The sequence below is a fragment of the Neisseria sp. 83E34 genome (assembly GCF_001308015.1).
Lineage (GTDB): Bacteria > Pseudomonadota > Gammaproteobacteria > Burkholderiales > Neisseriaceae > Neisseria.
The window spans coordinates 1-26214 of sequence record NZ_LGYH01000002.1; the positions used below are offsets into that span (position 1 = coordinate 1).

Genomic DNA, 26214 nt, shown 5'->3' on the forward strand with positions numbered 1-26214 from the left:
TGTATAAGAGACAGATATTATTAATAATTACTATTTTATATTTTTTAATCAATAAGCAAATTATTTATCTAATTAAAGAGAGTTAACAACCATGAATAAAAATTACCGCACAATATGGAACGACGCCTTAGGAGCTTGGGTGGCTGTTTCGGAAATAGAGAAGGCAAAAGGGAAACCTGCGGGGAGTCGTATGGAGTGCGTTTCTTGCGGCCAAAGCCAAAAAGGAAAATGGAAATTTACCCTGTCTATGATAGCAGCCGTGATTGGCATGACGTTCGGCTTTTCTGGAAGCGCAAATGCAGCTTTTGTGAATGTGCAATGTAAATACGATACTGCGGATCCGGAAAGTAAAAATTTAATATGTGGTAATGATGCTGTTGCCAATGCTAATCAGAGCGTGGCAGTTGGCACGAAGGCTGCTGCTAGAGGTAAACAGGCCGTGGCAGTTGGAGCAGATACTTCTGCTGCAGGGAACTCTTCAGTTGCTATCGGTGGTGATGATTTGGATGCCGTTGCCACCAATTCTGCAATTCCTAATATTCGTCAGTCTCATAATGACAATACTTATAACAATACTGCTGCTGCCGTGAAATACCATGAATTGACGGGCGATTACTTAGTGCCGTTTTCTCGACCTGGAAATGGAGTCGGTTATCGCTATAGCGCCACAACTGCTGGAAACGGTGGGGTTGCGATTGGCGTATCAGCAGTTGCTAGAGATTTATCTACGGCTTTTGGTACAAGGGCGGTTGCCAGTGGAGATGTTTCATTGGCGCTGGGCGTTGGCTCAAAGGCAACAAAAGATAACGCAGTAGCTATTGGCGCCGGCTCTAGTACCGAAACTAATGCGGCTGCACCGCAAAGTGTCACTATTAATGACGTAACCTTTAATTTCAGGGGCGGCGCAAATCTGAAAGCGGGTGACCAAGTTTCATTCGGTTCCGATGGTTTTGAGCGTCAACTCAAACATGTGGCTCCAGGTCAAATAACTCAAGACAGTACCGACGGTGTAAACGGCAGCCAGCTTTATTCGGTTGCCGAGGAATTAACCCGCGTGCGTGGTAATGTGAATACCCTGCAAGATGAGAAAATCCATTTTTACAGCGTAAAAGATACGACATCAACCGTAGCTGCAAAAGCAGGAAACTACAATAACGATGGCGCAACGGGCAATAACGCCCTTGCGGCAGGTGTTGGTGTGTCTGCAAGCGGCGCAAATTCGTTGGCAGTAGGTAAGGCTGCACAAACAACGGCTACCAGCTCTGTTGCCATCGGCGACAGTAGTCAAGCAACAAACAGCAATACTATTGCAATGGGTACGGGTGCTGCGGCTAGTGCTAAAGATAGTATTGCATTAGGTACGGGCGTAGTTGCTACTGGTGATGTAGGGTCTGTGGCAATTGGTAATACAGCCCAAGCCACTCACAGTAACTCTATTGCTATTGGTACTGCCCGTGCGACTGAATCAAGTGCCGTAGCCATTGGTAATGAAGCTAATGCGGCTAAGAAAGATGGAGTGGCGTTGGGTTACAGAACCTCAGCTACAGAAGCGAGCGGTGTTGCGGTCGGTTCCAATGCCACTTCTACGATTGCCCAAGCGGTAGCCATCGGTTATCAAGCCAATTCGGCAGGTTATCAAGCTATGGCATTGGGCTCTGCCGCGCATGCTGAAAAAGGTGGTGCGGTTGCCCTTGGTCGTAGCACCAAAGCCCGTGGAGGAAACTCTCTTGCTTTGGGCCATGAGGCACAAACAGGTATTGAAGGCTCTACCGTAGCTACGGATGGATCTGCTGCAATTGCTATTGGCAGCCAAGCTAAGGCACAAAAAACTGATTCAGTAGCAATGGGTACGTCTGCCCTTTCATCTGCATCCAAAGCAGTGGCTATCGGATCGGGATCAATAGCTGCGGGAAGTAACACATTTTCTTTGGGCGCTTCTGCGGGTTCTGAGGGCGTAGATGCTACCAATCCTAATTTGACTAATATTTCGGCACGTACCAATGAGGGCAAAACCAGTTCCAATGGTTTGGTCAATATGGTTAATATCGGCTATCAAGCCGGTAAGAGCACGGTTAACAATAATTATGGTGTGAATATCGGTTACGATGCAGGTGTGGGCTATAACAGTTATTACGGCGAAAGTATTTCGATTGGCCGGCAAGCGGGATCGCTTGATAAAACTAATGCCGCAGTATTAAGCGCAATGGAAGCCGCATCTGTAACCAAAGGCGCTTCCCAAGATTCCCGGGTAATCATTACCGGTAATACGAATACCGCAATCTCCAGTCGCGCGGGTGTTAATGCGTTGGGGCATGATAACGTGGCGATTGGTAAAGATGCAGGCGGCTACAGCTCGGGAAATGCCAATGTGGCCATTGGCCGCAATGCGGGCCGGGAGCAACGCAAAAATCCGGCAGGCGCGTATGAGGATGGAGCTGTTGCCGGTGTATTTAGTAATAAAACTAATACCACTTCCATCGGCGAATGGGCGCACGCAAATGCCAATCATGCAATTGCCGTGGGTACGCGGGCAAAAGTCGAAGAAGGTAAAACCAATGCCGTTGCCATTGGTTATGAATCTAAAGCGTTGCATAACGATGCCGTAGCTCTGGGTAGCCGTTCGGAAACCGCTGATGTGGTTACCACGCCAACAGCGACGGTAGTAGGTTTTACTTACGGCAGTTTTGCAGGTTCAGATCCAAGAGCAGTTACATCTACCGTGAGCGTGGGTAAAAGGGGTGGAGAAAGAACCGTTACCAATGTCGCGGCAGGCCGCATTACTGCGGATAGCACGGATGCAGTCAACGGCAGCCAGCTTTTCAGGGCGATTGAAAAAACACAACATCATTATTTTAGTGTTCAAAACAATAACCAGCTAGGTACCAACTATTTAAATGAAGGCGCAACGGGTACCAACTCAATGGCGATCGGCAAAAGCGCTGTTTCTAACGTGGAAGACGGCGTGGCTTTGGGCTATGGGGCGGTCTCTGGCAATGATGTGGTTACGAATACCGCCGACAATGTTCCTGATGCTTATATCGGTTCGGTAGCGATCGGCCGCAATGCGCATACTTCGGGCAAGTCTGCCATTGCGGTTGGCTTGAACACGGAAGCATACGGCAGAGGTGCGATTGCTATTGGTGACTATGCAGATGCCAAATTCGGCCAAGCGGTTGCTTTGGGTGCCGGTTCGGTCTCTACACGTGCCGGTTCGATAGCTGTTGGATCGGCTTCTCGAGCAACAGCAGATCACGCTTCTGCATTTGGTGTTGCAAGCAATGCTTCTGTTGCACGCTCGGTGGCGTTGGGTAGTGAGTCGGTTGCAGATCGTGGTGTATTGAGTAATGTTACTGTAAGTGCTACGCCGAGTAGCCCTAACCAGCTTTATGCAAGCGAGTTGGCAAGCGATACTCAAAAAGCAGCGGTAGCGGCTACTGTAAAGGGAAATTTGGCGGCAGTATCCGTTGGTTCGAATGAAAAAACACGCCAAATTATCAATGTGGCCGCCGGTTCTGCTGATTCTGATGCTGTGAACGTAGCTCAATTGAAAGCCGCGGTTCAGTCCACACAACATCATGATTACAGCGTGAATAGTGTTGAGCCGCAGGCTGATACGAACTATAACAACCAAGGTGCAACTGGTATTAATGCCATGGCGGCTGGCGTGTCTGCATCTGCAGCAGGAGAAAGAGCTACTGCTGTAGGCAATCAAGCCAATGCTTCTGCAAGTAATGCTACTGCAGTAGGTAATGAAGCGGTGGCTTCTGCAAAAGATACGGTAGCTGTCGGACAAAGCGCAGATGCTACTGCAGATAGTGCGGTTGCCGTTGGTAAAAATGCCGATGCAAGCGGTGATTATGCTGTTTCTATTGGTCTTGATTCCCATGCAACCAATCAAAGTGCTGTTGCATTGGGTTCTGGTGCAAATGCAGCTGGTTCTCGCTCAACTGCTTTGGGGAATGATACGCAAGCTGCAGGAAATGAATCTGTTGCGGTTGGTTATTTGTCGCAAGCAGCAACCAACACTTCTGTAGCTATCGGTCGTGGTGCGGTAACAAGAGCCGGAGCAGGCAATCCTGCCGTTGTGAATCCTAATGGAACTAGTGCTGTAGGTGCAACCGATGGCTTCGATACGGTTGCAATCGGAACGGGTGCTGCTGCTGTCGGAGATCAAAGCATTGCAATAGGTAGAAATTCTGGTACAGGCGGATTAGGCTCTAAAAATATCAGCATCGGTGATGCAGCCGGTCAAAATACGCAAACAGGTGAAAATATCTTTATCGGCTATCAGGCAGGGAAAGGTCGTACCGCATCATCTAAAACCAATGAAGGTACTCCGTTTGTAGCGGGTAATAACATCGGTATCGGCAGCGATGCTGGGTCAAATGGTGCAGGAGAACATAATTCTTCCATAGGTTGGAAAGCCGGTATGCAGCAAAACGGCGACCATAACGCCAATATCGTTGCTTTGGCCGGCCATAGTCAAACAGGTAATTTCAACTATAACATTGGTTATTTTGCCGGTGCGAACACCAACGGTGATGAAAATATCAATATTGGTAAGGAAGCAGGCAGTAAGGATTCAAGCAGCGAGGTACTGCGCAATAAGGCTATCAGTATAGGTAGTAAAGCAGGTGCATCGGCTACTAATGCAATTGCAATGGGTTCCGAGGCTAAAGCATCCGCCGAATATGCCGTTGCTATTGGTACTGCTGCCAAAGCTTTTGGCAATAACGCATCTGCTGTTGGTGTAGGTGCGAATGCACTAGGCATGCGTTCTTCAGCCTTCGGCAACGATGCCGCCGCTCAAGGAGAGCAAGCGTTGGCGTTGGGTAATAATAGTATTGCTGCCAATGCAAAAGATGTTGCTTTGGGTGCAGATTCCGTAACCGAAGCGGCTCAGGGAACTTCCTCTGCTACAGTGAACAATATTGCTTACGGTAATTTTGCCGGAGCTGCCCCTGCCGCAACCGTAAGCGTAGGAAGCGGAAATGTTAAACGTACGGTTACTAATGTGGCTGCAGGCCGTATCAGTGCAGATAGCACGGATGCCGTAAACGGCAGCCAGCTTTACCTTACCCAGCAAGCTTTAGGAAATGTGGGCGGCAGCGTTGCAAACGTGTTGGGCGGAAATGCTGCAATGGGTACGAATGGCAATATTGCAATGTCTAATATTGGCGGTACCAGTGAAAATACGGTGGATGGGGCAATCAGGGCCGTTAATACGCAAGCCAATAATCCGCTGACTTTTGGCGGTGATAATAGTGGCAATAATTTCAACCGCAAGCTGGGTCAAGAAGTATTTGTGAAAGGCGGGGCCGCAGGAGAGCTGAGCGATAACAATATCGCAGTGGAATCTGATGGCAACAACACATTGAATGTTAAGCTGGCTAAAAGTCTGACCGGTCTGACCAGCGCTGCATTTACTGACGGTACAGGCAATACAACCACTGTAAACGGTAATGGCATGACGATTGCTCCTGCCAATGGCCAACGAGTAAGCCTGTCTGAAAACGGTTTGGACAACGGCGGTAATAAGATTACCAATGTGTTGGCGGGTAATCAGGATAGCGATGCGGTCAACGTTAAACAGTTGCAAGATGCGTTGAAAGATTTATCGGTTTCCAATCTTTCCGTGGTTGAAGCCAACTCACCGTTTTCGTATGTCAACAGTGACGGCAAGCAATTGATCCGTAAAGTGGATAAACAAGGGCAGGTTACGTTTGTAACTGCTGAAGATAACCAACTTTATGCCGGCAACGATATTACGATAGCCGCTTTGAATCCGAATAAACCGCAAACAACGGTTGCAACCAAAGTGGGTAATGTTGCCGCAGGTACCAAAAATACTGATGCAGTTAATGTATCCCAGCTGACGCCGATTGCACAGGCCTTAGGTATGAATGTTGATGCGGCGTCCGGTACGGTTGCTGCGCCTTCATTTACGGTTACGCAGGCAAACGGCACACCGTATGCACCGGCATCTACTGTGCAAGAAGCATTGACCAATGTAGGCAAGGAAATTCAAAAACCGATTACCTTTGCCGGCAATATCAGTCAAACCGAGAAACACTTAGGCGATACCTTGAATATTCAAGGCGGTTTGGGTGACACAGCGGCGGCATCAACACAAAATATCCGCACAAAAGTAGATAATGGTGTGATGCAGATTGAATTGGCCGAGCGTCCTCAATTCGGCAACCTTACCCTTAATGCAGATGGCGCAGGTAAGATTACAGGCCTGTCTGAAGGTGCTGTGAATAACAACAGTCAAGAAGCAGTAAACGGCAGCCAGTTATATAAAGCGGGTAAAGGTGTTGAAAGCATTGTGGGCGGTTCAACCGTTTACAATCCGGATAGCGGCACGTTTACCAATAATGATATTGGAGGTACAGGCCAAAACAATATCGATGCGGCCATCCGTGCGATTAATACGAGCGTGGGCGCAGCCTGGAATCTGTCTGCCGAAGGTGCCAACAGCAGCAAAGTTGCGTCAGGTAATACGGTTGACTTGAGCAGCGATGATAACAACATTGTGATCAGCAAAACGGCAACCAGCGACAACGTAACTTTCGATCTGGCGAAAGACTTAACCGGTCTGACCAGCGCACAATTTACAGATGGAGCCGGCAATCAAACCACTGTAAACGGTGACGGCGTTACCATTCAGCCTGTTGACGGTTCCGATGCTGTAAAACTTACGACATCCGGCCTGAATAACGGCGGCAAGAAAGTAACCAATATTGCTAAAGGCAATGTTAGCGACAGCAGTAAAGATGCGGTAAACGGCAGCCAGCTATACGGTACGGCCAACAGCATCGCCCAAACTTTGGGTGGTAATGCGGCGGTCGGCGCAGACGGTAATGTTGCGATGTCAGATATCGGTGGTACCGGTCAGAATACGGTAAATGAAGCCATCAAACATGTTGCCCAAGGCTTTAAACTGAACACTTCCAATGATGGTGGCGGAGAAGTCAGCAACAACAAAGAGGCTGTGGTTAAAGCCGGTGAAACGATTACTGTAGATGCGGGTAGCAACATTAAGCTTACCCAAACCGGCAAAACCGTTAGCGTAGCCACTAAAGCCGATGTGAACTTCAATAGCGTGGTTGCGGGCACAGGCGTAGATGCGGTTACTTTGGATGGCAATGGTGTGAAAGTTAACGGTAAAACTTACGTTAGCGATGCCGGTTTGAATGCCAATAACAAAGCTATCAGTAATGTTGCAGCCGGTAAACAGGCAGAGGATGCGGTAAACGTATCACAGCTGAACCCGATTGCCGAAGCTCTGGGTGTGCCGGTAAACCCGAACACGGGAACTGTGGCAGCGCCTTCTTGGGTGGTTACCAAAGCGGACGGCAGCAAATACGACGGTGTATCTACCGTTCAGGACGCGTTGAACAATATTGGTACTGAAATCCAAAAACCGATTAATTTCGCTGGCAACACTGGTAATACAGCCAAGCGTTTGGGAGATACCTTCACTGTGAAAGGCGGCTTGGCTGCAACGGCTAATGCTTCGAGCAAAAATATCCGCACCGAAGTAGGCAACAACGGTGAGATGTTGATTGAGCTTGCTGAAAGCCCAACCTTCGGCAATGTTGTAGTAAATGCGGAAGGCAGCGGAAGAATTGCCGGAGTAACCGCCGGCCAGGATGATCAGGATGCCGTAAATATCGCGCAACTGAAAGGCGTGAATAAGAATGTTGAAGGTAATATGCAAGCCTTGGGTGGTAAATATGATCCTGTTACCAACACTTATACCCCACCGTCTTTTGCAACCAAATCGGCAGACGGCCAAGCTAAGCAGTCGGTAAATACCGTTCAGGAGGCATTGACCAACCTCAACGATGAAATCGTGAAGCCAATTACATTCAGCGCTGATGACGGTCAAAACAGCACGCGCGTATTGGGTTCGACTATGGCCATTAAAGCGGGTAATTTCAATGGCGCCGCTTCTGCCGACAATTTAATTACCAGCAACGACGGCAATGGCACCATCACAATTAAGCTGGCTGATGCGCCTACCTTTAAAGGCAAAGTGAGTGCTGTCGGCTTGGATGCGGGCAATCAGAAGATTACCGGCGTTGCCGAAGGCGAACAAGATCGTGATGCTGTCAATATGGCTCAACTGAAAAGAGCAATGGAAGACATCATTGTCGAGAACCAAACGCTTGTAGAGGCCAACTCGCCATTCTCTTATGTGAATGGCGCCGGTGAGCAGCTTATCCGCAAAGTTGATCCTGATGGTACCGTTCACTTTGAAAAGGCTAAAGATAAAACGAAATATGATGGTAAAGATATTATTATCAGCGCCTTGAATGCCGTGGATCCGCAAACTGCCACACCTACCCGTGTTACCAATCTTGCCAAAGGTACCGCAAATACGGATGCAGTAGCGGTTAGCCAGCTGCGTGATACTGTCCGTGTATTAGGTGGCCAATTCAATGAAGTAGACGGTTCGATTACAGACCCCGTATACGAGATTCAGCGTGCTGACGGCACAACCCTAGAGAGGGTGGGCAATGTTAAGGATGCTCTGACTAAGTTGAATTCAGTGATGCAGGATCCGATAACCATTACAGGCAATACTAACCAAGGCACCAGCACACGTGTGAACAACGGCAGCGATCAAAAGCTGGGTTCCGTATTAAGCATTCGAGGTGCATCCGTTGACGGCACGGCATCTGCCGATAATGTACGCACTGTTGTCAGCGACAACCAAGTGGAAATCCAACTGGCCGATGCTCCCACATTCAAGGGTAAACTCAGCGCCCGAGGTTTGGATGCAGGCGGTGAGAAAATCACCAATGTAGGCGCAGGTGAAAATCCGAATGATGCGGTTAATAAATCGCAGTTGGATGAGATTCGTACTTTAGTGGGTGACGGCTGGAATATTTCCGCCAACGGTAAGGCTGAAAGCAAAGTGGTTCCCGGTAACAAAGTTGACTTCAATAATGCCGATAGCAATATTGTGATCAGCAAAACAGCCGACAGCCACAATGTGACTTTTGACTTGGCCGAAAACATCAACATCGGTAAAGCCAACCCCATCAGCATCAACGGTAAAGCCGGCACAATCGGCGGGTTAACCAATACAACCTTCGATGCTGCCAATCCTGTAACCGGCCAAGCGGCCACCGAAAACCAATTGGCGGCCGTAGCCAACACACCGCTGATTTTTGCCGGTGATACCGGGGGGCTGTCTGAACGCAAATTGGGCTCTACCGTAACGGTGAAAGGCGGCGTAACCGAGGCCGACAAACTCACCGAGAATAATATCGGTGTCGTTTCAGACGGCAACGGTACGTTGGAAGTGAAACTGGCGAAAAACATCAAGTTGGGTGCAGATGGCAGCCTTGCTGCCGGAAATACCGTTGTGAACAATGACGGTGTTGCAGTGGGCAATGAAGTTGCTCTGACTGCAGATGGTTTGAGGGCCGGCGATGTGCGTGTGAGCAAAGCAGGCATCGATGCAGGCAATAAAACGATCGGCAATGTGGCCGATGCCGAAAACGATACTGATGCGGTTAACCTGAAACAGTTGAAAGACTTTGCCGCTGCATCCAGCAACAAAGTGGCGGCCGGTAAAAACGTTGAAATTACGCCTGAGAAAAATGCCGATGGCAGCACCACTTACAAAGTGGCTACCAAAGATGAAGTTGAGTTTACCCGTGTGGCCAGCGGTAACGGTGCCAACCAAGTGGTGCTTGACGACAGCGGTGTGAATGTAGGCGGCAACACCTACATCAGCGCCCGAGGCTTGGATGCCAATAATCAGAAAGTAAGCAATGTTGCGGCTGGCAATATCAGCGCGACCAGCACTGATGCGGTTAACGGTAGCCAGCTCTTCAATGCCGGTCGAAAAGTGGCTGATGCATTGGGCGGCGGCTCAACAGTAGATGCTGACGGCAATGTTACTGCGCCCGCTTATGCCTTAACCGGCGGCAATCCGGCCACTGGTGAAAGCAAAACCTACAATGACGTGGGTGAAGCTTTGAACGGTTTGGATAAAGCAGTCAACCAGCCGCTGACTTTTGCAGCCGATAGCGGCAGCAATGTCGAGCGTAAATTGGGCAGCACGCTCAATGTAAACGGTGACGGCAGCAACATCCGTACAGAAACCACGGCCGACGGTGTGAAAGTGGCATTGAACGACCAAATTTCGGTGAAACAAGTTCAAGTTGCCAACGGCCCGACCATCAACGGGCAAGGTATTGCGATGAACAATCAGCAAATTACCGGCTTGAGGAGCGGTTTGGACGGTAAAACCATCGAACAGATCAAAGCCGAGGGCAGCAGCAGCGAGCAATGGAACAACGCCGCTACCGTAGGTGATTTGGCAACGGTGCAAAACAACGTAACCAATATCACCAATGTTGCCAACAATATTTTGGGTACTGATGACGGGAAAGGCAATGCTTACACTAATGACAAAGGCGAGCTGACCGAAGCAGGTAAATTGGCACTGAAAACTTACGACGTTGCCGGACAAACCGCAACCAACGACAACACTGTGATTTCGGCCATTAAAAATATGAACGAAGGCGGTATCAAATACTTCCATACCAACGACGATTCAGGCCAAACCACCGGTGGCGCGGTTAAGGATACTGGAGACTCAAGTGCATCCGGTAAGTTTGCCACTGCAGTAGGCTTCAATGCGGCGGCCAATTCAGAAAACGCTCTGGCCATCGGTAAAGGCGCCCAAGCGTTGGCTGAAAATGCTTTGGCCATCGGTACGGGCAACATCGTTACCGGCCGCAATTCAGGCGCTATCGGTGACCCGAGCATTGTCAGCGGCAGCAACAGCTATTCATTGGGTAACAACAACACTGTTGCAACCGATAACACCTTTGTGTTGGGTAACTCTGTAACGCAAACTGTGGCCAACTCTGTCGTGTTGGGTAACGAATCTGCTGCGGTTGAAGTACACAAAGCTGCGGCGGGCAGCAGCAACTATACTTACAAAGGCGAGAATGACGCCAATGTAGCGGGTGTGAAAGACGTAGTCGGCGTAGTGAGCGTGGGTAAAGACGGCCAAACCCGTCAGATCCAAAACGTAGCGGCCGGTGTGGTTTCCGCAACCAGCACAGATGCCATCAACGGCAGCCAGCTTTACTACACCAACAAAGCCATTGAAGAGGTGAAAGGCGGCGGTGCGGGTATTGTTCAATACAGCAATCCTGAAACGCCGACCCAGCCGAACGGCGGCACAGCGTCTAACGACGTTACCTTGGTTGGCGGCAATACCAATGCACCGGTTGTGTTGCACAACGTAGGCGCAGGTTCAGCCCCGACTGACGCGGTGAACGTGAACCAATTGCTGGGCGTAGGCAACCACCTGAACCAAAAAATTGACGATGTGGGCAGACGCGCCAACGCAGGCACTGCTTCAGCCATGGCTATGGCCGGCCTGCCGCAGGCTTACCTGCCCGGCAAGAGCATGATGGCCGTATCAGGCAGCACATACCGCGGCGAAAGCGGCTATGCCGTCGGCTATTCCAGCATTTCCGACAACGGCAACTGGATTATCAAAGGCACAGCCGGCGGCAACTCCCGCGGCCACTTCGGCGCCACAGCAGGCGTGGGCTATCAATGGTAATGTTCAACCCGTAAACACTTTTCAGACAGGCATACCAATGCCTGTCTGAAAACCAAAGGATTAAAAATGAAACACAAACAAATCATTAAAGCGGGCGTAAGCCTGATGCTGGCTGCCGTGTTATCGGCTTGCGCGACCAAAAGCGATGTAAAATCCGACGGCACCACCGACAACCCGGTATTCCCTTCAGTGAAAAGTGTTGCTCCTTCGTTCGACCATAACCGCGGCACGTTCCCGACCGCCGACGAATTGGCGCAGATTAAATCGGGCATGACCAAAGATCAGTTTTACAAACTTCTGGGCCGCCCGCATTTCAACGAAGGTATGTTCCATGTGCGCGAGTGGGATTACTTGTTCCATTTCCACACGCCGGGGGAGGGCACGGATAACGTAACCACTTGTCAGTTCAAGATTATTTACGACATCAAAAAATATGCCCGCAGCTTCCATTGGAAAGCCGTCGATCCGGAAAACGCAGTGTGCCCGCCAATGAAACCTTCTGAAGACGCACACCGCTACACCATCGGTGCCGATGCTTTGTTCGGTTTCGACAAAAGCGGCATGGGTGACATCAATGAGGCCGGCAAAGAAAAGCTGGACGAATTTGCCGCCAAAGTGAAATCTTTCGACCGCCTTACCTCCATCCGCATTACCGGCCATACCGACCGTTTGGGCGACGATGCCTACAATCAACGCTTGTCGCAAGCGCGAGCCGAAACCGTGCGCCGTTATCTGATTAACCGCGGCGTACCCGCCGGCGTGATGAGCGCCGTGGGCATGGGTGAGAGCCGGCCGGTGCAGGAGTGCGCCGGCAGCTTGCCGCGCAGCGAGCTGATTGAATGCCTGAAACCCAACCGCCGTGTGGAAATCGAAGTGGAAGGCTCCGGTAAGCTGTAATACGAAATGCCTGTCTGAAAAGTTCAGACAGGCATTTTTTATTTGCTGTAGCAAATAAACTTAAAAAACAGCATGTTCGTCATACTCGGCCTTGACCCGACTATCTTGAGTTTCAATAATGTTGGGGATGCTCGGGTCAGCCCGGGCGTGGCGGAAGCATGACAAAAAATAAGTTTATTCTCCATGCCTGTCTGAATATTTTCAGACAGGCATTCCCATTGATTCATCCAAACCTGTAAGGATTTTTCAGTTATCCTGCGGATATGATAGAATACGCCCCGTTTTCGACTCTAAGCCTGTCTGAAAGCAGCAGGCAAATATCATGGACAACCCCAGTTCATCTTATACCTACAACACCGTCACAAAAACATAATCATCCCTGCCCGGACGCTGCCGCGCCCTAGGCGGGCGGAGCAGTTATGAGCACAGAACCTCAAATCACAGAAACCGTTGAAGAGCGTGAGCGCCAGCCGTTGAACATCGGCCTCATTCATGATCTGGCCGAGGCATTGCTGCCGGTATACGGCCAGATTGACGAACACACGTCTATTTCCGATCCCGAATTAAACCAGAAGCTCATCGAATTGATGGGCATTTTGCGCGACCTGCACCCGGCCGACGTAGCGAACGTGCTCGAATCGCTGCCGCAGAAAGAGCGGGTGATTGTGTGGAAGCTGGCGGAGCCGGAAGACGACGGCGAGGTATTGCTTGAAGTTTCCGACGCCGTGCGCGAAACCCTTATCGAAACCATGGATAAGGAAGAGCTGCTGGCTGCGGTGGAAGACTTGGATGCCGACGATCTGGCGGAGCTGGCGGAAGACTTGCCGCAGCAAGTGGTGGCCGAAGCGCTGCAAACCCGTGATGAAGAAGAGCGGGCGCAGGTGCAGGCGGCGCTGTCGTATGAAGACGATCAGGTCGGCGCCATTATGGATTTCGAGCTGGTAAGCGTGCGCGCCGACGTGACCTGCGAAGTGGTGTTGCGCTATTTGCGCCGTTTCGAGAGCCTGCCCGACCATACCGATAAAATTTTTGTGGTGGATGAAGAAGACGTGTTAATCGGCGTGCTGCCTATCCGCAAATTGTTGGTTTCCGACCCGGAGGAAACGGTGGAAAACGTGATGGCCAAAGACGTGGTGCGTTTCCGCCCGACCGACGACGTGGAGGAGGCCGCGCAGGCATTTGAGCGTTACGACTTGGTAACCGCTCCGGTGATTGACGAAAATAAAAAGCTGATCGCCCGCATCACCATTGACGATATGGTAGACGTTATCCGTGAAGAATCCGAAGCCGATATGTTGAACATGGCCGGTTTGCAGGAAGAAGAAGACTTGTTTGCTCCGGTGTGGGATTCGGTAAAAAACCGCTGGGTATGGCTGGCGGTAAACTTATGCACGGCCTTTATTGCCAGCCGTGTGATCGGTGCGTTTGAAGGCTCTATTGCAAAAATTGTGGCGCTGGCAGCGTTGATGCCGATTGTTGCCGGTATCGGCGGCAATTCCGGCAACCAAACCATCACCATGATTGTGCGCGCAATGGCAATGGGGCAGATTACCGGCCAACAGGCGGGCCGTTTATTAAACAAAGAAATCGGCGTGGCGCTGGTAAACGGCCTTATTTGGGGCGGTGTGATGGGCTTGGTGTCTTGGTTGCTCTATCAAAGCCCCGGTATCGGGCTGGTGATGGTGGCCGCGATGACGCTGAACCTGCTTTTGGCCGCCGCCGTTGGCGTGATGATTCCGGTGTTGCTTGATAAAGCCGGCCGCGACCCGGCGCTCGGCAGCTCGGTGCTGATTACCGCAGTAACCGATTCCGGCGGTTTTCTGATATTTTTGGGATTGGCAACGATTTTCCTGCTGTAGCCCAATTATCTCTTTCGCATGCCCGGGCTTGAACCGGGCATATTTCATTTCACTAAAATACAGTCGCTATTCAGTTAATGCCTGTCTGAAAACACCATGAACATCAAAACATTTTTTGAAAACACCGCATTGCCTAAATTGGAAGCGCGTATGTTGGTGCAGGAAATCACCGGCTATACCCGCGCACAGTTAATTACCCGCGATGCAGAATGCCTGTCTGAAAGCCAAAGCGGCAGGCTGCATGAGCTGGAGGTGCGGCGTTTGGCAGGCGAGCCTATGGCTTATATTTTGGGCTGGCGCGAGTTTTACGGCCTCCGCTTTAAAGTGACTCCGGCCACCTTGATTCCCCGGCCGGAAACCGAGCATTTGGTTGAAGCGGCTCTGGCAAAATTGCCGCAGGGCGGGGCGGTTTGGGATTTGGGCACCGGTAGCGGCGCGATTGCGGTCACGATTGCGCTGGAGCGGCCCGACGCGCAAGTGTGCGCCAGTGATGTGAGCCGGGAGGCTCTGACCGTGGCGCAGGACAATGCTCGTTTGTTGGGCGCCCAAGTGGCTTTTGCCTGCGGCTCGTGGTTTGATGCGCAATGCCTGCCTGAAACTGTTTTGTTTGACATCATTGTTTCCAACCCGCCTTATATTGAAGCGGACGATGAGCACTTGAGCGAAGGTGATTTGCGTTTCGAGCCTCAAAGCGCGCTCACCGATTTTGCTGACGGGCTATCCTGCATCCGCATTTTGGCCGAAGGTGCCGGCGCGCGTTTGAAAGCTCAAGGATGGTTGATGGTTGAGCATGGTTATGATCAGGGAGAAGCCGCCCGCCGCATATTTAAGGAAAACGGCTTTGAAGAGGTGCAAACCGTGCAGGATTTGGCCGGGCTTGACCGCATTACACTGGGTAGGAACGTTAATGCGGTATCGTTGTGAAATACCCAAATAACAGTAACCGTGTATGGGGTTGCGAGTAAACGGATATCGTAAGCGGTCTGAAATGATGGTAATGCCTGTCTGAAAAAAGTTTCAGACAGGCATATGTATTTGATGTGGATTTTCTTTGGAAAAATATCGTTTTCCCGTTTTGAGAAAAGGTATTGTTTAAATTTATCAACATTAAGTAAATCGGCATGTTATACTCGCTCGCTGTAATAGTGTGTAATTTATAACCATTACAAAAATAAAGATTTTTCAACCTCAAAATCCCTGATAACAAGGACTCTTCATATGGCTCTGTTTCTCAGCATTTTTCCCATCGTGCTATTGATTTGGCTGATGGTGAAGAAAAACGGCATGGCCTCGTATATTGCCTTGCCGCTCACGGCTGCATTGATTTATGTGCTGCAGCTTACTTATTTCAAAAATCCATTTATGCTGTTGAATGCCAACATCGTGTCGGGCTTGGTTTCCACGCTCACGCCGATTACGGTAATTTTCGGTGCGATTCTGTTTAACCGTATGATGGAAACCACCGGCTGCATCGATGTGATCCGCAAGTGGCTTGGCAACATCAATCCGAATCCCGTGGCGCAGCTGATGATTATCGGCTGGGCTTTTGCCTTTATGATCGAAGGCGCCAGCGGCTTCGGCACACCGGCGGCAATCGCCGCTCCGATTCTGGTCGGTCTCGGTTTCAACCCGTTGCGTGTGGCTATTTTCACGCTGGTTATGAACTCTGTGCCGGTTTCTTTCGGCGCGGTAGGTACGCCAACGTGGTTCGGCTTCGGTTCTTTGAATTTGAGCGATGCCGATATTCTGTCTATCGGTAAGCAAACCGGCCTGATCCACTTTTTCGCCAGTCTGGTGATTCCGCTGATGGCCTTGAGCTTCATTACCAGCTGGCAGGAAATCCGTAAAAACATCGTGTTTATTTACCTGAGCGTGATGGCCTGTACCATCCCCTATGTTTTATTGGCAACGGTTAACTATGAATTTCCGGCCTTGGTGGGCGGCGCAATCGGTCTGTTGTTGTCTGTGGGCTTGGCAAACAAAGGCGTGGGCCTGAGCAAAGAATATGAAAAAGAAACAGGCGGCGAGAAGCTGGGCGCCGCCGTGGTAATGAAAGCGCTGGCTCCTTTGGGCATGCTGATTGCCATTTTGGTGGTTACCCGCATTCAGCAGCTGGGCTTGAAAGGCTTGCTCAACGATGCTGCCACGCTGTTTACCGTGCCGTTGGGTATCTTTGATTTCGAAGTGAGCCGTGCGCTGATTCTGAGCTTTAAAAACATCTTCGGCCAAGGCGTGAACGATGCTTATAAAACCCTGTATGTGCCTGCGCTGATTCCGTTTGTAGTAACCGTGCTGGCTTCCGTGATGATGTTCAAAACCAGCGGTAGCGACACCAAAGCCATGTTCGGCACGGCCATCCAACAAGTAAAAAAACCGTTTTTGGCTTTGTTGGGTGCATTGATTATGGTGAAATTGATGCTAGTTGGCGGCGATGCCTCTATGGTAAAAACCATCGGTAGGGAATTTGCAGCTTTGGCCGGTCAAAACTGGATGTATTTTGCATCTTATCTAGGTGCAATCGGTGCGTTTTTCTCCGGTTCCAACACTGTATCCAACCTGACTTTCGGTGGTATCCAGCAGCAAATCGCTTTAGATACCGGCCTGTCGGTAACTCTGGTCTTGGCCTTACAGTCTGTGGGCGGGGCAATGGGTAATATGGTGTGCATCAACAATATTATTGCTGTATGTACGGTAACCAATGTGCAAAACCAAGAAGGCGCAATTCTCAAGAAAACAGTGGTGCCGATGGTGGTGTATGGCCTGATTGCCGCTGTGGTGGCTTTGCTGTTCTTAGTTTAAGCGTTCAGATTGTGAAACCTCAAAATGCCTGTCTGAATATTTCAGACAGGCATTCTTAATTGTGACGAAACTATTGATGAAAAATAAGTTTATTTGTTATGTAACCCGGTAAGCAAATAATTAAAGCCTGCCTGAAAATTTTTCAGACAGGCCTTCTTTGGGTGCAACCTTCAAGAAACTTTAAATATCAATCGTCATCGTCGTCATCATCATCATCGTCATCCCAATCGCGGTGTTTCTTGCGCTTGTGATATTTTTTCTTTTTGTATTTCTTATGCTTGTAGCGGTGTTCCTCATAATAGCTGCGCTCGCGCTCATTCGCTTCCATTTTCTTGTTGTGGTAAGCATAAGCATTACCCGCCAAGCCGCCCACTGTTGCGCCGATTAGTGCGCTGCGTGTGTCTTTCCCCATTGCAACGCCCACAGCAGCACCCGCTGCCGCCCCGGCAAGTGTAGCTTTCGTTTGGTTGGTCGTGCCGCGCGCCTGCGCCGTGCCTGCCGGCAAGATCAGCGCTGCCGAAACTAATGCGGCTAATAAAGCTTTTTTGCCTATCATTGTTATTTCCTTTCCCGTTTATATGGAATCAAAACATAAAACAATCATGATTGTATGTTTGTGCCATTAGATTGGGGAGCTTGAAACAAGTTCCCCGACTGCATGCAATGCCTGTCTGAAAAACACCGGACGAAAGCTTTTTAAAAACCACGCTACTTTCCCACAAAACTGTACTGTAATCGGCGAGTATGGAGGAAATAGGTTGTTTCTCTATTTTTCATCGGGTTTTGAAAGTTTCAACCGCCTTTTTTGTTGCTCAGCAAAATCCCGCCGAAAATCGCCAAAATCCCAATAAGATGATAAAGATGAAACGCCTCACCCAAGAGCGTTACCGCCAGTAGCGTGCCGAACACGGGCATCAGATGGATGCTCAGCCCCGCGCGTACTGCGCCTACACGCGAAATCGCCGCGGTATAACACAAATAAGCTACCACCGAAGGAAACACGCCCACATAAGCAAAACCCAGCAGCGCATCCGTGCTCCAATTTACCTGCGCCCCGCCGGCGCGCTCCCACAGCCACAAAGGCAGCAGCACCAGCAAGCCCAGCATGATCTGAGCCGCCGTTAAGCCTATGCGGTTGATTTCCGCAGGCATATGGCGCATCCATAAAGTATAAAACGCCCAACATACTACCGCCGAAAACACCCACAGATCACCCGAATTAAACCGCAAAGCCCAAAGGTTTTCCAAACTTCCTCGCAGAATAATCGCCAACACGCCGCACAGCGACAGCAACAAGCCCGACACCTGAAACCGGTTCAGCACTTGCCCGTAAAACACCGCTCCGATCAACATAATCAGCACCGGAATACACGAATTGAGCAACAGGGCGTTGGTGCCTGTCGTATTGTGTACGCCCGTATAAATCAGAGTATTAAAAGCCGCCACGCCCGTAAGCGCCGTGCCGATTACCAGCTTGGCATGTTTGCGGTATAAGCCCTTATCCCGCTGCATCGCCTTCCACGCAAACGGCAGCAGAATCAGCAGCGAAATTACCCAGCGGCCAAATGAAAGCGTAAACGGCGGAATATCATTGCGTACCAGACGGGCAACAATCACATTTCCCGCCCACAATAGCGGCGGCGTAATTAAAAAAGGCAGGTTTTTGAACCAAGCGGGAGCAGCCATAGCGGATAATCAAAAAAGATAAACAACCGCATGATAGCAAGTGCGGAGAGAGCATTCCATCTGATTTGTCATCTTTAAGATCGGCTGAAACGGGTTTGCCTTGCATTTCTGAAACCAATACAACATCATGCCTGTCTGAAAACCCTTTCGGAGAGGCATCACTCTACCCCGGCTTGACCCGGCCGCCCCTTTTATTTCATAGTCGCGTCAAGCAACCCAAGTCACAGGAACTTCATAATGGAAAAACACAATATCTTCCACCTGCTTCCCGAACGCACCGACGCAGAAACCTTTGAAGACATCCTGCGTACACCGAATATCCGCATCGAACGCATCGTTTCCCACGGGCAATCCTCGCCCGAAAAAGGTTGGTACGACCAAGATGAAAACGAATGGGTCATTTTATTGCAAGGCAGCGCGGTGTTAGAGTTTGAAGACGGCAAAGAAATCAGCCTGCAAGCTGGGGATTATGTGCATATTCCGGCGCATTGCAGGCATAGGGTGGTGATGATGGATAAGGAGGAAGTGACGGTTTGGTTGGCGGTGTTTTATAAGGTATGACGTTCAAAGTAGCTGATACCTGTCTGAAATTTTCAGACAGGTATTATCATGGAAGTTTTAGGGTTTAAGTCCTACTTTAGCTATTTTTATTCCTGGTGTTGTCTGAAAGTCTTCAGCAGTTCTTAAATCAGTAAGCAGAGTTACAAATATAAATTCACATTCTTCAACGGTGCAATTAGAGAGTACGGTAATTCCAGTAACGAGTGTTCCATGTGGGATAGGTAATAGGTCGCCACACTCAACAAAAGCATTGTGCACATAAGATCCTCCATGAATTACTAAGGCTCCAGGTCCAATAAATTTACATCTTTTGAAATGCTTATGTTCATGCATAGAAATTCTTGGAATTCGAAGATCTTCTATTGGGATAATAACATCTTGAAAAGATGATGATAATGGATTGATTGTATTTTTAGGTTGAGATAAAGATATATTTAAATTTGTTTCAGATTGCTTAAGATTAGCATTTTTATACAAAAACAAAATAATAGCTGCGATAAGTGCGGTAAATATTCCAATAGCAAACCAATAAAGAGGACCTAAATCTTTCAATAATGGAGATAGTTTTGCTAAGAATGTTCCTGTGGTTCCTGTACCTCCAATGATTAAAAATGTGAGAATTTTTGATAACCATTCTGCAGAAGATAAAGTTGTATCAAATATCCCTAGCTTTTCTGTAAATCCTGTTGTTTTGTGTTTGGTATTCATTTTTTATTTGTTATAAATCTTTACTTAAAAAAAAGACATAATAATGCTTCAATCATAAAAATCATCAAACAGCCTTGAACTCCTCTGAGACCGTTTGATGATTTCCCCAACTCAAACGTTCAAATTACTCAAACACTCAAGCCGCGGTACCTTCCAAGAAGTCCTGTGCGAAGCGTTGCAGCACGCCGCCGGCTTCGTAGATCAGCACTTCTTCGGCGGTGTCCAAACGGCAGGTTACGGGTACTTCAACCGTTTCGCCGTTTTTGCGGTGGATCACCAGCGTTAAGTCGCAGCGCGGTTCGCGTTTGCCGATGACGTCGTAGGTTTCGGTGCCGTCCAATTCCAGGGTGTGGCGGTTAACGCCTTCTTTGAATTGCAGTGGCAGCACGCCCATGCCGATGAGGTTGGTGCGGTGGATGCGCTCGAAGCCTTCGGCCACAATGGCTTCCACGCCGGCGAGGCGCACGCCTTTGGCGGCCCAGTCGCGGCTGGAGCCTTGGCCGTAGTCGGCGCCGGCCACGATAATCAGCGGCTGTTTGCGGTTCATATAGGTTTCAATCGCTTCCCACATACGCATTACTTGGCCTTCGGGTTCTACGCGGGCGAGCGAACCTTGCTTGGTGGTGCCGTCTTCGTTTTTCACCATCTCGTTGAAGAGTTTGGGATTGGCGAAAGTGGCGCGTTGGGCGGTCAAGTGGTCGCCGCGGTGGGTGGCGTAAGAGTTGAAGTCCTCTTCAGGCAGGCCCATTTTGGCGAGGTATTCGCCTGCCGCGCTGGTGGGCAGAATAGCGTTGGAGGGCGACAAGTGGTCGGTGGTGATGTTGTCGGGCAGAATCGCCAGCGGACGCATGCCTTTTAAGGTGCGCTCGCCTGCCAACGCGCCTTCCCAGTATGGCGGGCGGCGGATGTAGGTGGACATGGGGCGCCAGTCATACAGCGGGCTGGGCGCTTTTTCGGCGGTTCCGGTGTCGAACATCGGGATGTAGACATCGCGGAACTGCTGCGGTTTCACATATTTGGCCACGATTTCGTCGATTTCTTCGTCGGTCGGCCAGATGTCTTTCAGGCGGATTTCTTTGCCGTTTGAAACGCCCAATACGTCGTTTTCAATATCGAAGCGGATGCTGCCTGCAATCGCGTAGGCCACGACCAGCGGCGGCGAAGCGAGGAAGGCTTGTTTGGCGTAGGGGTGGATGCGGCCGTCGAAGTTGCGGTTGCCCGACAATACGGCGGTGGCGTACAAATCGCGGTCGATGATTTCCTGCTGGATTTTCGGATCGAGCGCGCCGGACATGCCGTTACAGGTAGTGCAGGCGAAGGCGACGATGCCGAAGCCCAGCTTTTCCAGCTCGGGCAGCAAGCCTGCTTCTTTCAGATAAATCTCCGCCACTTTGGAGCCGGGGGCGAACGAAGATTTCACCCAGGGTTTGCGGGTTAAGCCCAGCTCGTTGGCTTTGCGGGCCAACAAGGCAGCAGCGACCACGTTGCGCGGGTTGGAAGTGTTGGTGCACGAGGTGATCGCCGCGATAATCACCGCTCCGTCGGGCATTTTGCCGTCTGAAGGTTCTTCGTAAGGCGCGGCGATGCCTTTTTTAGCCAAGTCGGCTGTGGCCACACGCGCATGCGGGTTGGACGGGCCGGCCATGTTGCGGGTAACGGTAGAGAGATCGAATTTCAACACGCGCGGATACACGGCGGTTTTGAGTGCGTCTGCCCACAAGCCTGCGGTTTTGGCGTAGTTTTCCACCAATTTCACTTGCTCGTCGTCGCGGCCGGTGAGTTTCAAATAATCGATGGTTTGCTGGTCGATGGAGAACATCGCCGCCGTGGCACCGTACTCCGGCGTCATGTTGGAAATGGTTGCGCGGTCGCCAATCGACAGGCTTTCTGCGCCTTCGCCGAAGAACTCGACAAACGCACCGACCACGCGCTCTTTACGCAAAAATTCGGTTAAAGCCAATACGATATCGGTGGCGGTAATGCCGGGCTGGCGTTTACCGGTCAGCTCCACGCCCACAATATCGGGCAGGCGCATCATCGAAGCGCGGCCGAGCATCACGGTTTCGGCTTCCAAGCCGCCCACGCCTACGGAAATTACGCCCAGCGCGTCAACATGCGGGGTATGCGAATCGGTGCCGACACAGGTATCGGGGAAGGCTACGCCGTTTCTTACTTGAATTACGGGCGACATTTTTTCCAAGTTGATTTGGTGCATGATGCCGTTGCCCGCCGGAATCACATCCACATTTTCAAAGGCGGTTTTCGTCCAGTTGATAAAGTGGAAACGGTCTTCGTTGCGGCGGTCTTCGATTTCGCGGTTTTTGCGGAACGCATCGGGGTCATAGCCGCCGCACTCCACCGCCAGCGAGTGGTCGACAATCAGCTGGGTTTGCACCACCGGATTGACTTTGGAAGGGTCACCGCCTTTTTCGGCAATCGCATCACGCAAGCCGGCCAAATCCACCAGCGCGGTCTGCCCCAAAATATCGTGGCACACCACACGCGCGGGGAACCACGGAAAGTCGATTTCCTGCTTGCGCTCAATCAGTTGGCGCAGCCAGCTTTGCAGCGTGGGCAAGTCCACATTATCGGCGCGGTTAACCAGGTTTTCGGCCAAAATGCGCGAAGTGTACGGCAGCGTATCGTAAGAGCCGGGCTTGATGTCTTCACACGCGGCGCGCGCGTCGTAGTATTCGAGATGAGTACCCGGCAGGGGTTTGCGGTAGATTTGGTTGGTATTCATGGTTAAGTCCTTTTTCAGTGTTTTTCTTTTGGTATGTTTTTTCAGACGGCATCAGGCCGTCTGAAAATAAATCTGCATCAGTTTTTATAGATTTCAAATATCGGGCACTACCCTGCGCCATCGGTTGCCGAACACATGCAGCGTCAAGCCGCACATTACAACGGTAATACCCAGCCAATGCCACAAGGCCAAGCGTTCGTTTAAAACCACATAGCCTGCCAATAAAGCAATCACCGGCACCAATAAAGCAAACGGCGTTACCTTGCCGGCAGGATGCTTGGCCAGCAACGCGCCCCAGCCGGTATAGCCGACCAAGCTCGCCACATACGCCAAAAACAGAATGCCGCCGATGCCTTTCCAAGTGAGATTGGATGTATGCTGCACCAAACCGTCTGCACCATAAAGCAGCAGCGAAGCCAATGTAAACGCCCAAAATGCCGGAATACCGCCCCAAACGACCAACGACAGCGCGTTCACAGAACCGATACGCTTCACAATAATATTGCCGCACGCCCAAGATGCCGCTGCACCGAACACCGGCAACATCGCACTTACCGGCAACCGGCCTTGATAATGCCCGATACCGATAAACACCAGCCCCAACGCCGCCGTGCACATACCCAATAAATGATGGAGATGCACGGGTTCGCGCAACAAAACGCCCGCAATCAATACGGTAAAAAACACTTGTACTTGCAGCATCAACGCCGCCAAGCCGGTGGGCAGACCCCAATCCAATGCGGTAAACATCAAGGAAAATTGCCCGAAGCTGATAGTTAAACCGTAGGCAATCAACAAATGCCAAGGCACTGCCGGGCGTTTGAGTAGAAAAACCGCCGGAAACACCACGCAGAAAAAACGCAGCATGCCCAACACCATCGGCGGTATTTCGTTCAGGGCAAACTTCATAAACAGGAAATTCACGCCCCATATGCCGATAACCAGCAATACCAGCAGATAATCTTTCAGGCTCATGATCTGGCTGCCTTGTTTCTCTTGGTGTACGGATTGGCCTTGCGGATGTTTTCAGACGGCCTCTTAAAGCAAGCCTGTCTGAAAACCAAAAAAAGTACGGTAGGCCTGCGCCCGCCGTACCTTGATTATGCTTAGCGTTCTTCCATCGGAACGAACGGCAAATCATCGGGGCCGGTATAGTTGGCACTCGGACGGATAATCTTGCCGTCTTGGCGTTGCTCAAGCACGTGGGCAGACCAGCCTGTGGTGCGCGAAATCACAAACAGCGGCGTGAACATGGCGGTCGGCACACCCAGTTTTTGATAGGAAACGGCGGAGAACCAGTCCAAATTCGGGAACATTTTTTTCTCGTTCCACATCAGGGTTTCCAAACGCTCGGCGATGTCAAACAAACGCATATCGCCGGTTTCCTCGCTCAATTCGCGCGCCACTTCTTTAATCACCACATTGCGCGGGTCGGACACGGTGTACACGGGGTGGCCGAAACCGATCACGATTTCTTTGCGGCCGATACGCTCGCGGATGTCGGCTTCTGCTTCGTCGGCATTGCGGTAGCGTTTTTGAATATCGTATGCCACTTCGTTGGCACCGCCGTGTTTCGGGCCTTTCAGCGCGCCGATGGAGCCGGTGATGCAGGAATAAATGTCCGAACCTGTGCCGGCAATCACGCGCGATGTGAAAGTGGAGGCGTTGAATTCGTGTTCTGCATACAGAATCAGCGAAATGTGCATGGCTTTGATATGCGATTTAGACGGGCGTTTGCCGTGCAGAAGATGCAGAAAATGGCCGCCGATGCTGTCTTCTTTGCTTTCCACTTTGATGCGTTTGCCGTTGTGGGAATATTGATACCAGTAAAGCAGCATGCTGCCCAAGCAGGCGATGAGTTTATCGGCGATGTCGCGTGCTTCGCTGTCTGGCTGGCTTTCGCGCTCGGGGTGTACGCAACCGAGCATGGATACGCCGGTACGCAATACGTCCATCGGATGGGTGTGCGCAGGCAGGCTTTCCAACACTTGGATCACGCGGATGGGCAGGCCGCGCAGAGATTGCAGTTTTTTCTTATAAGCGGCCAATTCGAATTTGTTGGGCAAATGGCCGTGGATTAACAGGTGGGCCACTTCTTCAAATTCGCAGTGTTCGGCCAAATCGAGAATGTCGTAGCCGCGGTAGCTCAAATCGTTGCCGCTGCGGCCTACGGTACACAGCGCGGTGTTGCCGGCAGGCACGCCTGAGAGGGCTACGGATTTTTTGGGTTTCGGGGTTACTGGGGTTTCGGTAGTCATTAGGGTTCTCCTGTGTAGATTTAAGTGTTGTTCTTCAGACGGCCTCGGATATATACAGGCCGTCTGAAAATAATTTTCAAACGGTTGAACGTACATGCTTAAAGCTTATACGCCGGTTTGGCTGATTATTATTGTTGAATCTTATTTGCTTGAACTGAAAAGCTCATCCAGCTTTTGCTCAAAGTCGTGGTAGTTGAGGTGCTCGTACAACTCGGCACGGGTCTGCATGGTATCGACCACATTGGCTTGTGTGCCGTCGCGCATAATCGCTTCATACACATTCAGTGCGGCTTTGCTGGCGGCGCGGAAAGTAGAAAGCGGATACAACACCAGTTTCACGCCGTTATCAGCCAGCTCTTTCTGCGTGTAAAGCGGGGTGGCGCCGAATTCGGTAATGTTGGCCAACACAGGCACTTTTACGGCTTCGGCAAATTGTTTGTACATGCCCAACTCGGTCATGGCTTCGGGGAAAATCATGTCGGCACCGGCTTCCACGCAGGCTTGCGCACGCTCGATGGCGGCATTCAAACCTTCTACGGCGAGCGCATCGGTACGCGCCATAATCACAAAATTTTCATCCACACGCGCATCTACGGCTGCCTTGATGCGGTCAACCATCTCCGCTTGCGACACGATGGCTTTATTCGGGCGGTGGCCGCAGCGTTTTTGGGCCACTTGGTCTTCGATATGCACGGCAGCCACGCCCGCGCGCTCGAAATTGCGGATGGTGCGTGCAATATTGAATGCACCGCCCCAACCCACATCGATATCAACCAGCAAAGGGGTGTCGACATTGTCGGTAATGCGGCGGGCATCAATCAGCACATCTTCCATTGTGGTAATGCCCAAATCGGGAATACCGCAAGAGCAGGCAGCAACGCCGCCGCCGGAAAGATAAATGGCTTTGAAACCGCTGTGCGTCGCCAAACGGGCAAAGTAGGCATTGATACAGCCGACTACGGCTAAGGGATTGGATTCTTGAACGGCCTGGCGGAACCGCAGGCCGGCAGAGTGGATACTCATTTTTGGATGCTCCTTTTATACATATTTTTCTTGTGTTGCTGAATGTAGTTTGACCGGCAATATTAGTAAAATTAT

12 protein-coding genes and 2 pseudogenes are annotated in these 26214 nt (G+C 50.7%); 7 read left to right on the top strand and 7 right to left on the bottom strand.

Annotated features, from left to right (window positions below; genetic code table 11):
• Positions 1–91 precede the first annotated feature (91 nt).
• The 6 genes and pseudogenes from AKG09_RS02340 (at position 92) to AKG09_RS02360 (ending at position 17160) form a co-directional block, all read left to right on the top strand.
• A complete protein-coding gene (locus AKG09_RS02340; protein WP_082391737.1) occupies positions 92–11605 on the top strand; it encodes a YadA-like family protein in 11514 nt (3837 codons plus the stop codon).
• A 66-nt stretch (positions 11606–11671) separates the two neighbouring features.
• Positions 11672–12112 (top strand): annotated as a pseudogene (locus AKG09_RS12145) (outer membrane protein assembly factor BamE); the annotation flags it as partial.
• Between the two features lie 63 nt (positions 12113–12175).
• A pseudogene (locus AKG09_RS12150) lies at positions 12176–12502 on the top strand (OmpA family protein); the annotation flags it as partial.
• 419 nt (positions 12503–12921) lie between these two features.
• Positions 12922–14361, top strand: coding sequence for a magnesium transporter (mgtE, locus tag AKG09_RS02350; protein ID WP_054617899.1), 1440 nt, complete (start codon positions 12922–12924; stop codon positions 14359–14361).
• A gap of 96 nt (positions 14362–14457) precedes the next feature.
• A complete protein-coding gene (gene prmC, locus AKG09_RS02355) occupies positions 14458–15285 on the top strand; it encodes a peptide chain release factor N(5)-glutamine methyltransferase (protein ID WP_054617900.1) in 828 nt (275 codons plus the stop codon).
• Positions 15286–15579: 294 nt separating this feature from the next.
• A complete protein-coding gene (locus AKG09_RS02360; protein ID WP_054617901.1) occupies positions 15580–17160 on the top strand; it encodes an L-lactate permease in 1581 nt (526 codons plus the stop codon).
• Between the two features lie 187 nt (positions 17161–17347).
• Here the strand turns inward: AKG09_RS02360 and AKG09_RS02365 are convergent, their stop codons facing one another.
• Both AKG09_RS02365 and AKG09_RS02370 read right to left on the bottom strand, forming a co-directional pair.
• Complete coding sequence (locus AKG09_RS02365; RefSeq protein WP_054617902.1) at positions 17348–17716, bottom strand: glycine zipper domain-containing protein; 369 nt, start codon at positions 17714–17716, stop codon at positions 17348–17350.
• A 236-nt stretch (positions 17717–17952) separates the two neighbouring features.
• Positions 17953–18846 (bottom strand): DMT family transporter, encoded by an 894-nt coding sequence (locus AKG09_RS02370; RefSeq protein WP_054617903.1) that lies wholly within the window; start codon positions 18844–18846, stop codon positions 17953–17955.
• A 237-nt stretch (positions 18847–19083) separates the two neighbouring features.
• Between AKG09_RS02370 and AKG09_RS02375 the strand changes: the two genes are divergently transcribed.
• Positions 19084–19407: a cupin domain-containing protein gene (locus tag AKG09_RS02375; RefSeq protein WP_054617904.1), complete on the top strand. Its 324-nt coding sequence runs from the start codon at positions 19084–19086 to the stop codon at positions 19405–19407.
• Between the two features lie 57 nt (positions 19408–19464).
• Here AKG09_RS02375 and AKG09_RS02380 read toward each other — a convergent pair whose 3' ends face one another.
• The 5 genes from AKG09_RS02380 to prpB all read right to left on the bottom strand — a co-directional run bounded on the left by AKG09_RS02380 (position 19465) and on the right by prpB (position 26139).
• On the bottom strand, positions 19465–20115 hold the full coding sequence (locus tag AKG09_RS02380; RefSeq protein ID WP_054617905.1) for a hypothetical protein: 651 nt from the start codon (positions 20113–20115) through the stop codon (positions 19465–19467).
• Positions 20116–20251: 136 nt separating this feature from the next.
• Positions 20252–22858 carry a Fe/S-dependent 2-methylisocitrate dehydratase AcnD gene (gene acnD, locus AKG09_RS02385; RefSeq protein WP_054617906.1) on the bottom strand — a complete coding sequence of 869 codons (2607 nt, stop codon included), beginning with the start codon at positions 22856–22858 and terminating at the stop codon, positions 20252–20254.
• Positions 22859–22951: 93 nt separating this feature from the next.
• Entirely contained in the window at positions 22952–23833 is an 882-nt protein-coding gene (locus tag AKG09_RS02390; RefSeq protein ID WP_054617907.1) for an EamA family transporter, read from the bottom strand.
• 131 nt (positions 23834–23964) lie between these two features.
• Positions 23965–25116 carry a 2-methylcitrate synthase gene (gene prpC, locus AKG09_RS02395; RefSeq protein ID WP_054617908.1) on the bottom strand — a complete coding sequence of 384 codons (1152 nt, stop codon included), beginning with the start codon at positions 25114–25116 and terminating at the stop codon, positions 23965–23967.
• Between the two features lie 141 nt (positions 25117–25257).
• Positions 25258–26139 carry a methylisocitrate lyase gene (gene prpB / locus AKG09_RS02400; protein WP_054617909.1) on the bottom strand — a complete coding sequence of 294 codons (882 nt, stop codon included), beginning with the start codon at positions 26137–26139 and terminating at the stop codon, positions 25258–25260.
• Positions 26140–26214: the final 75 nt, after the last annotated feature.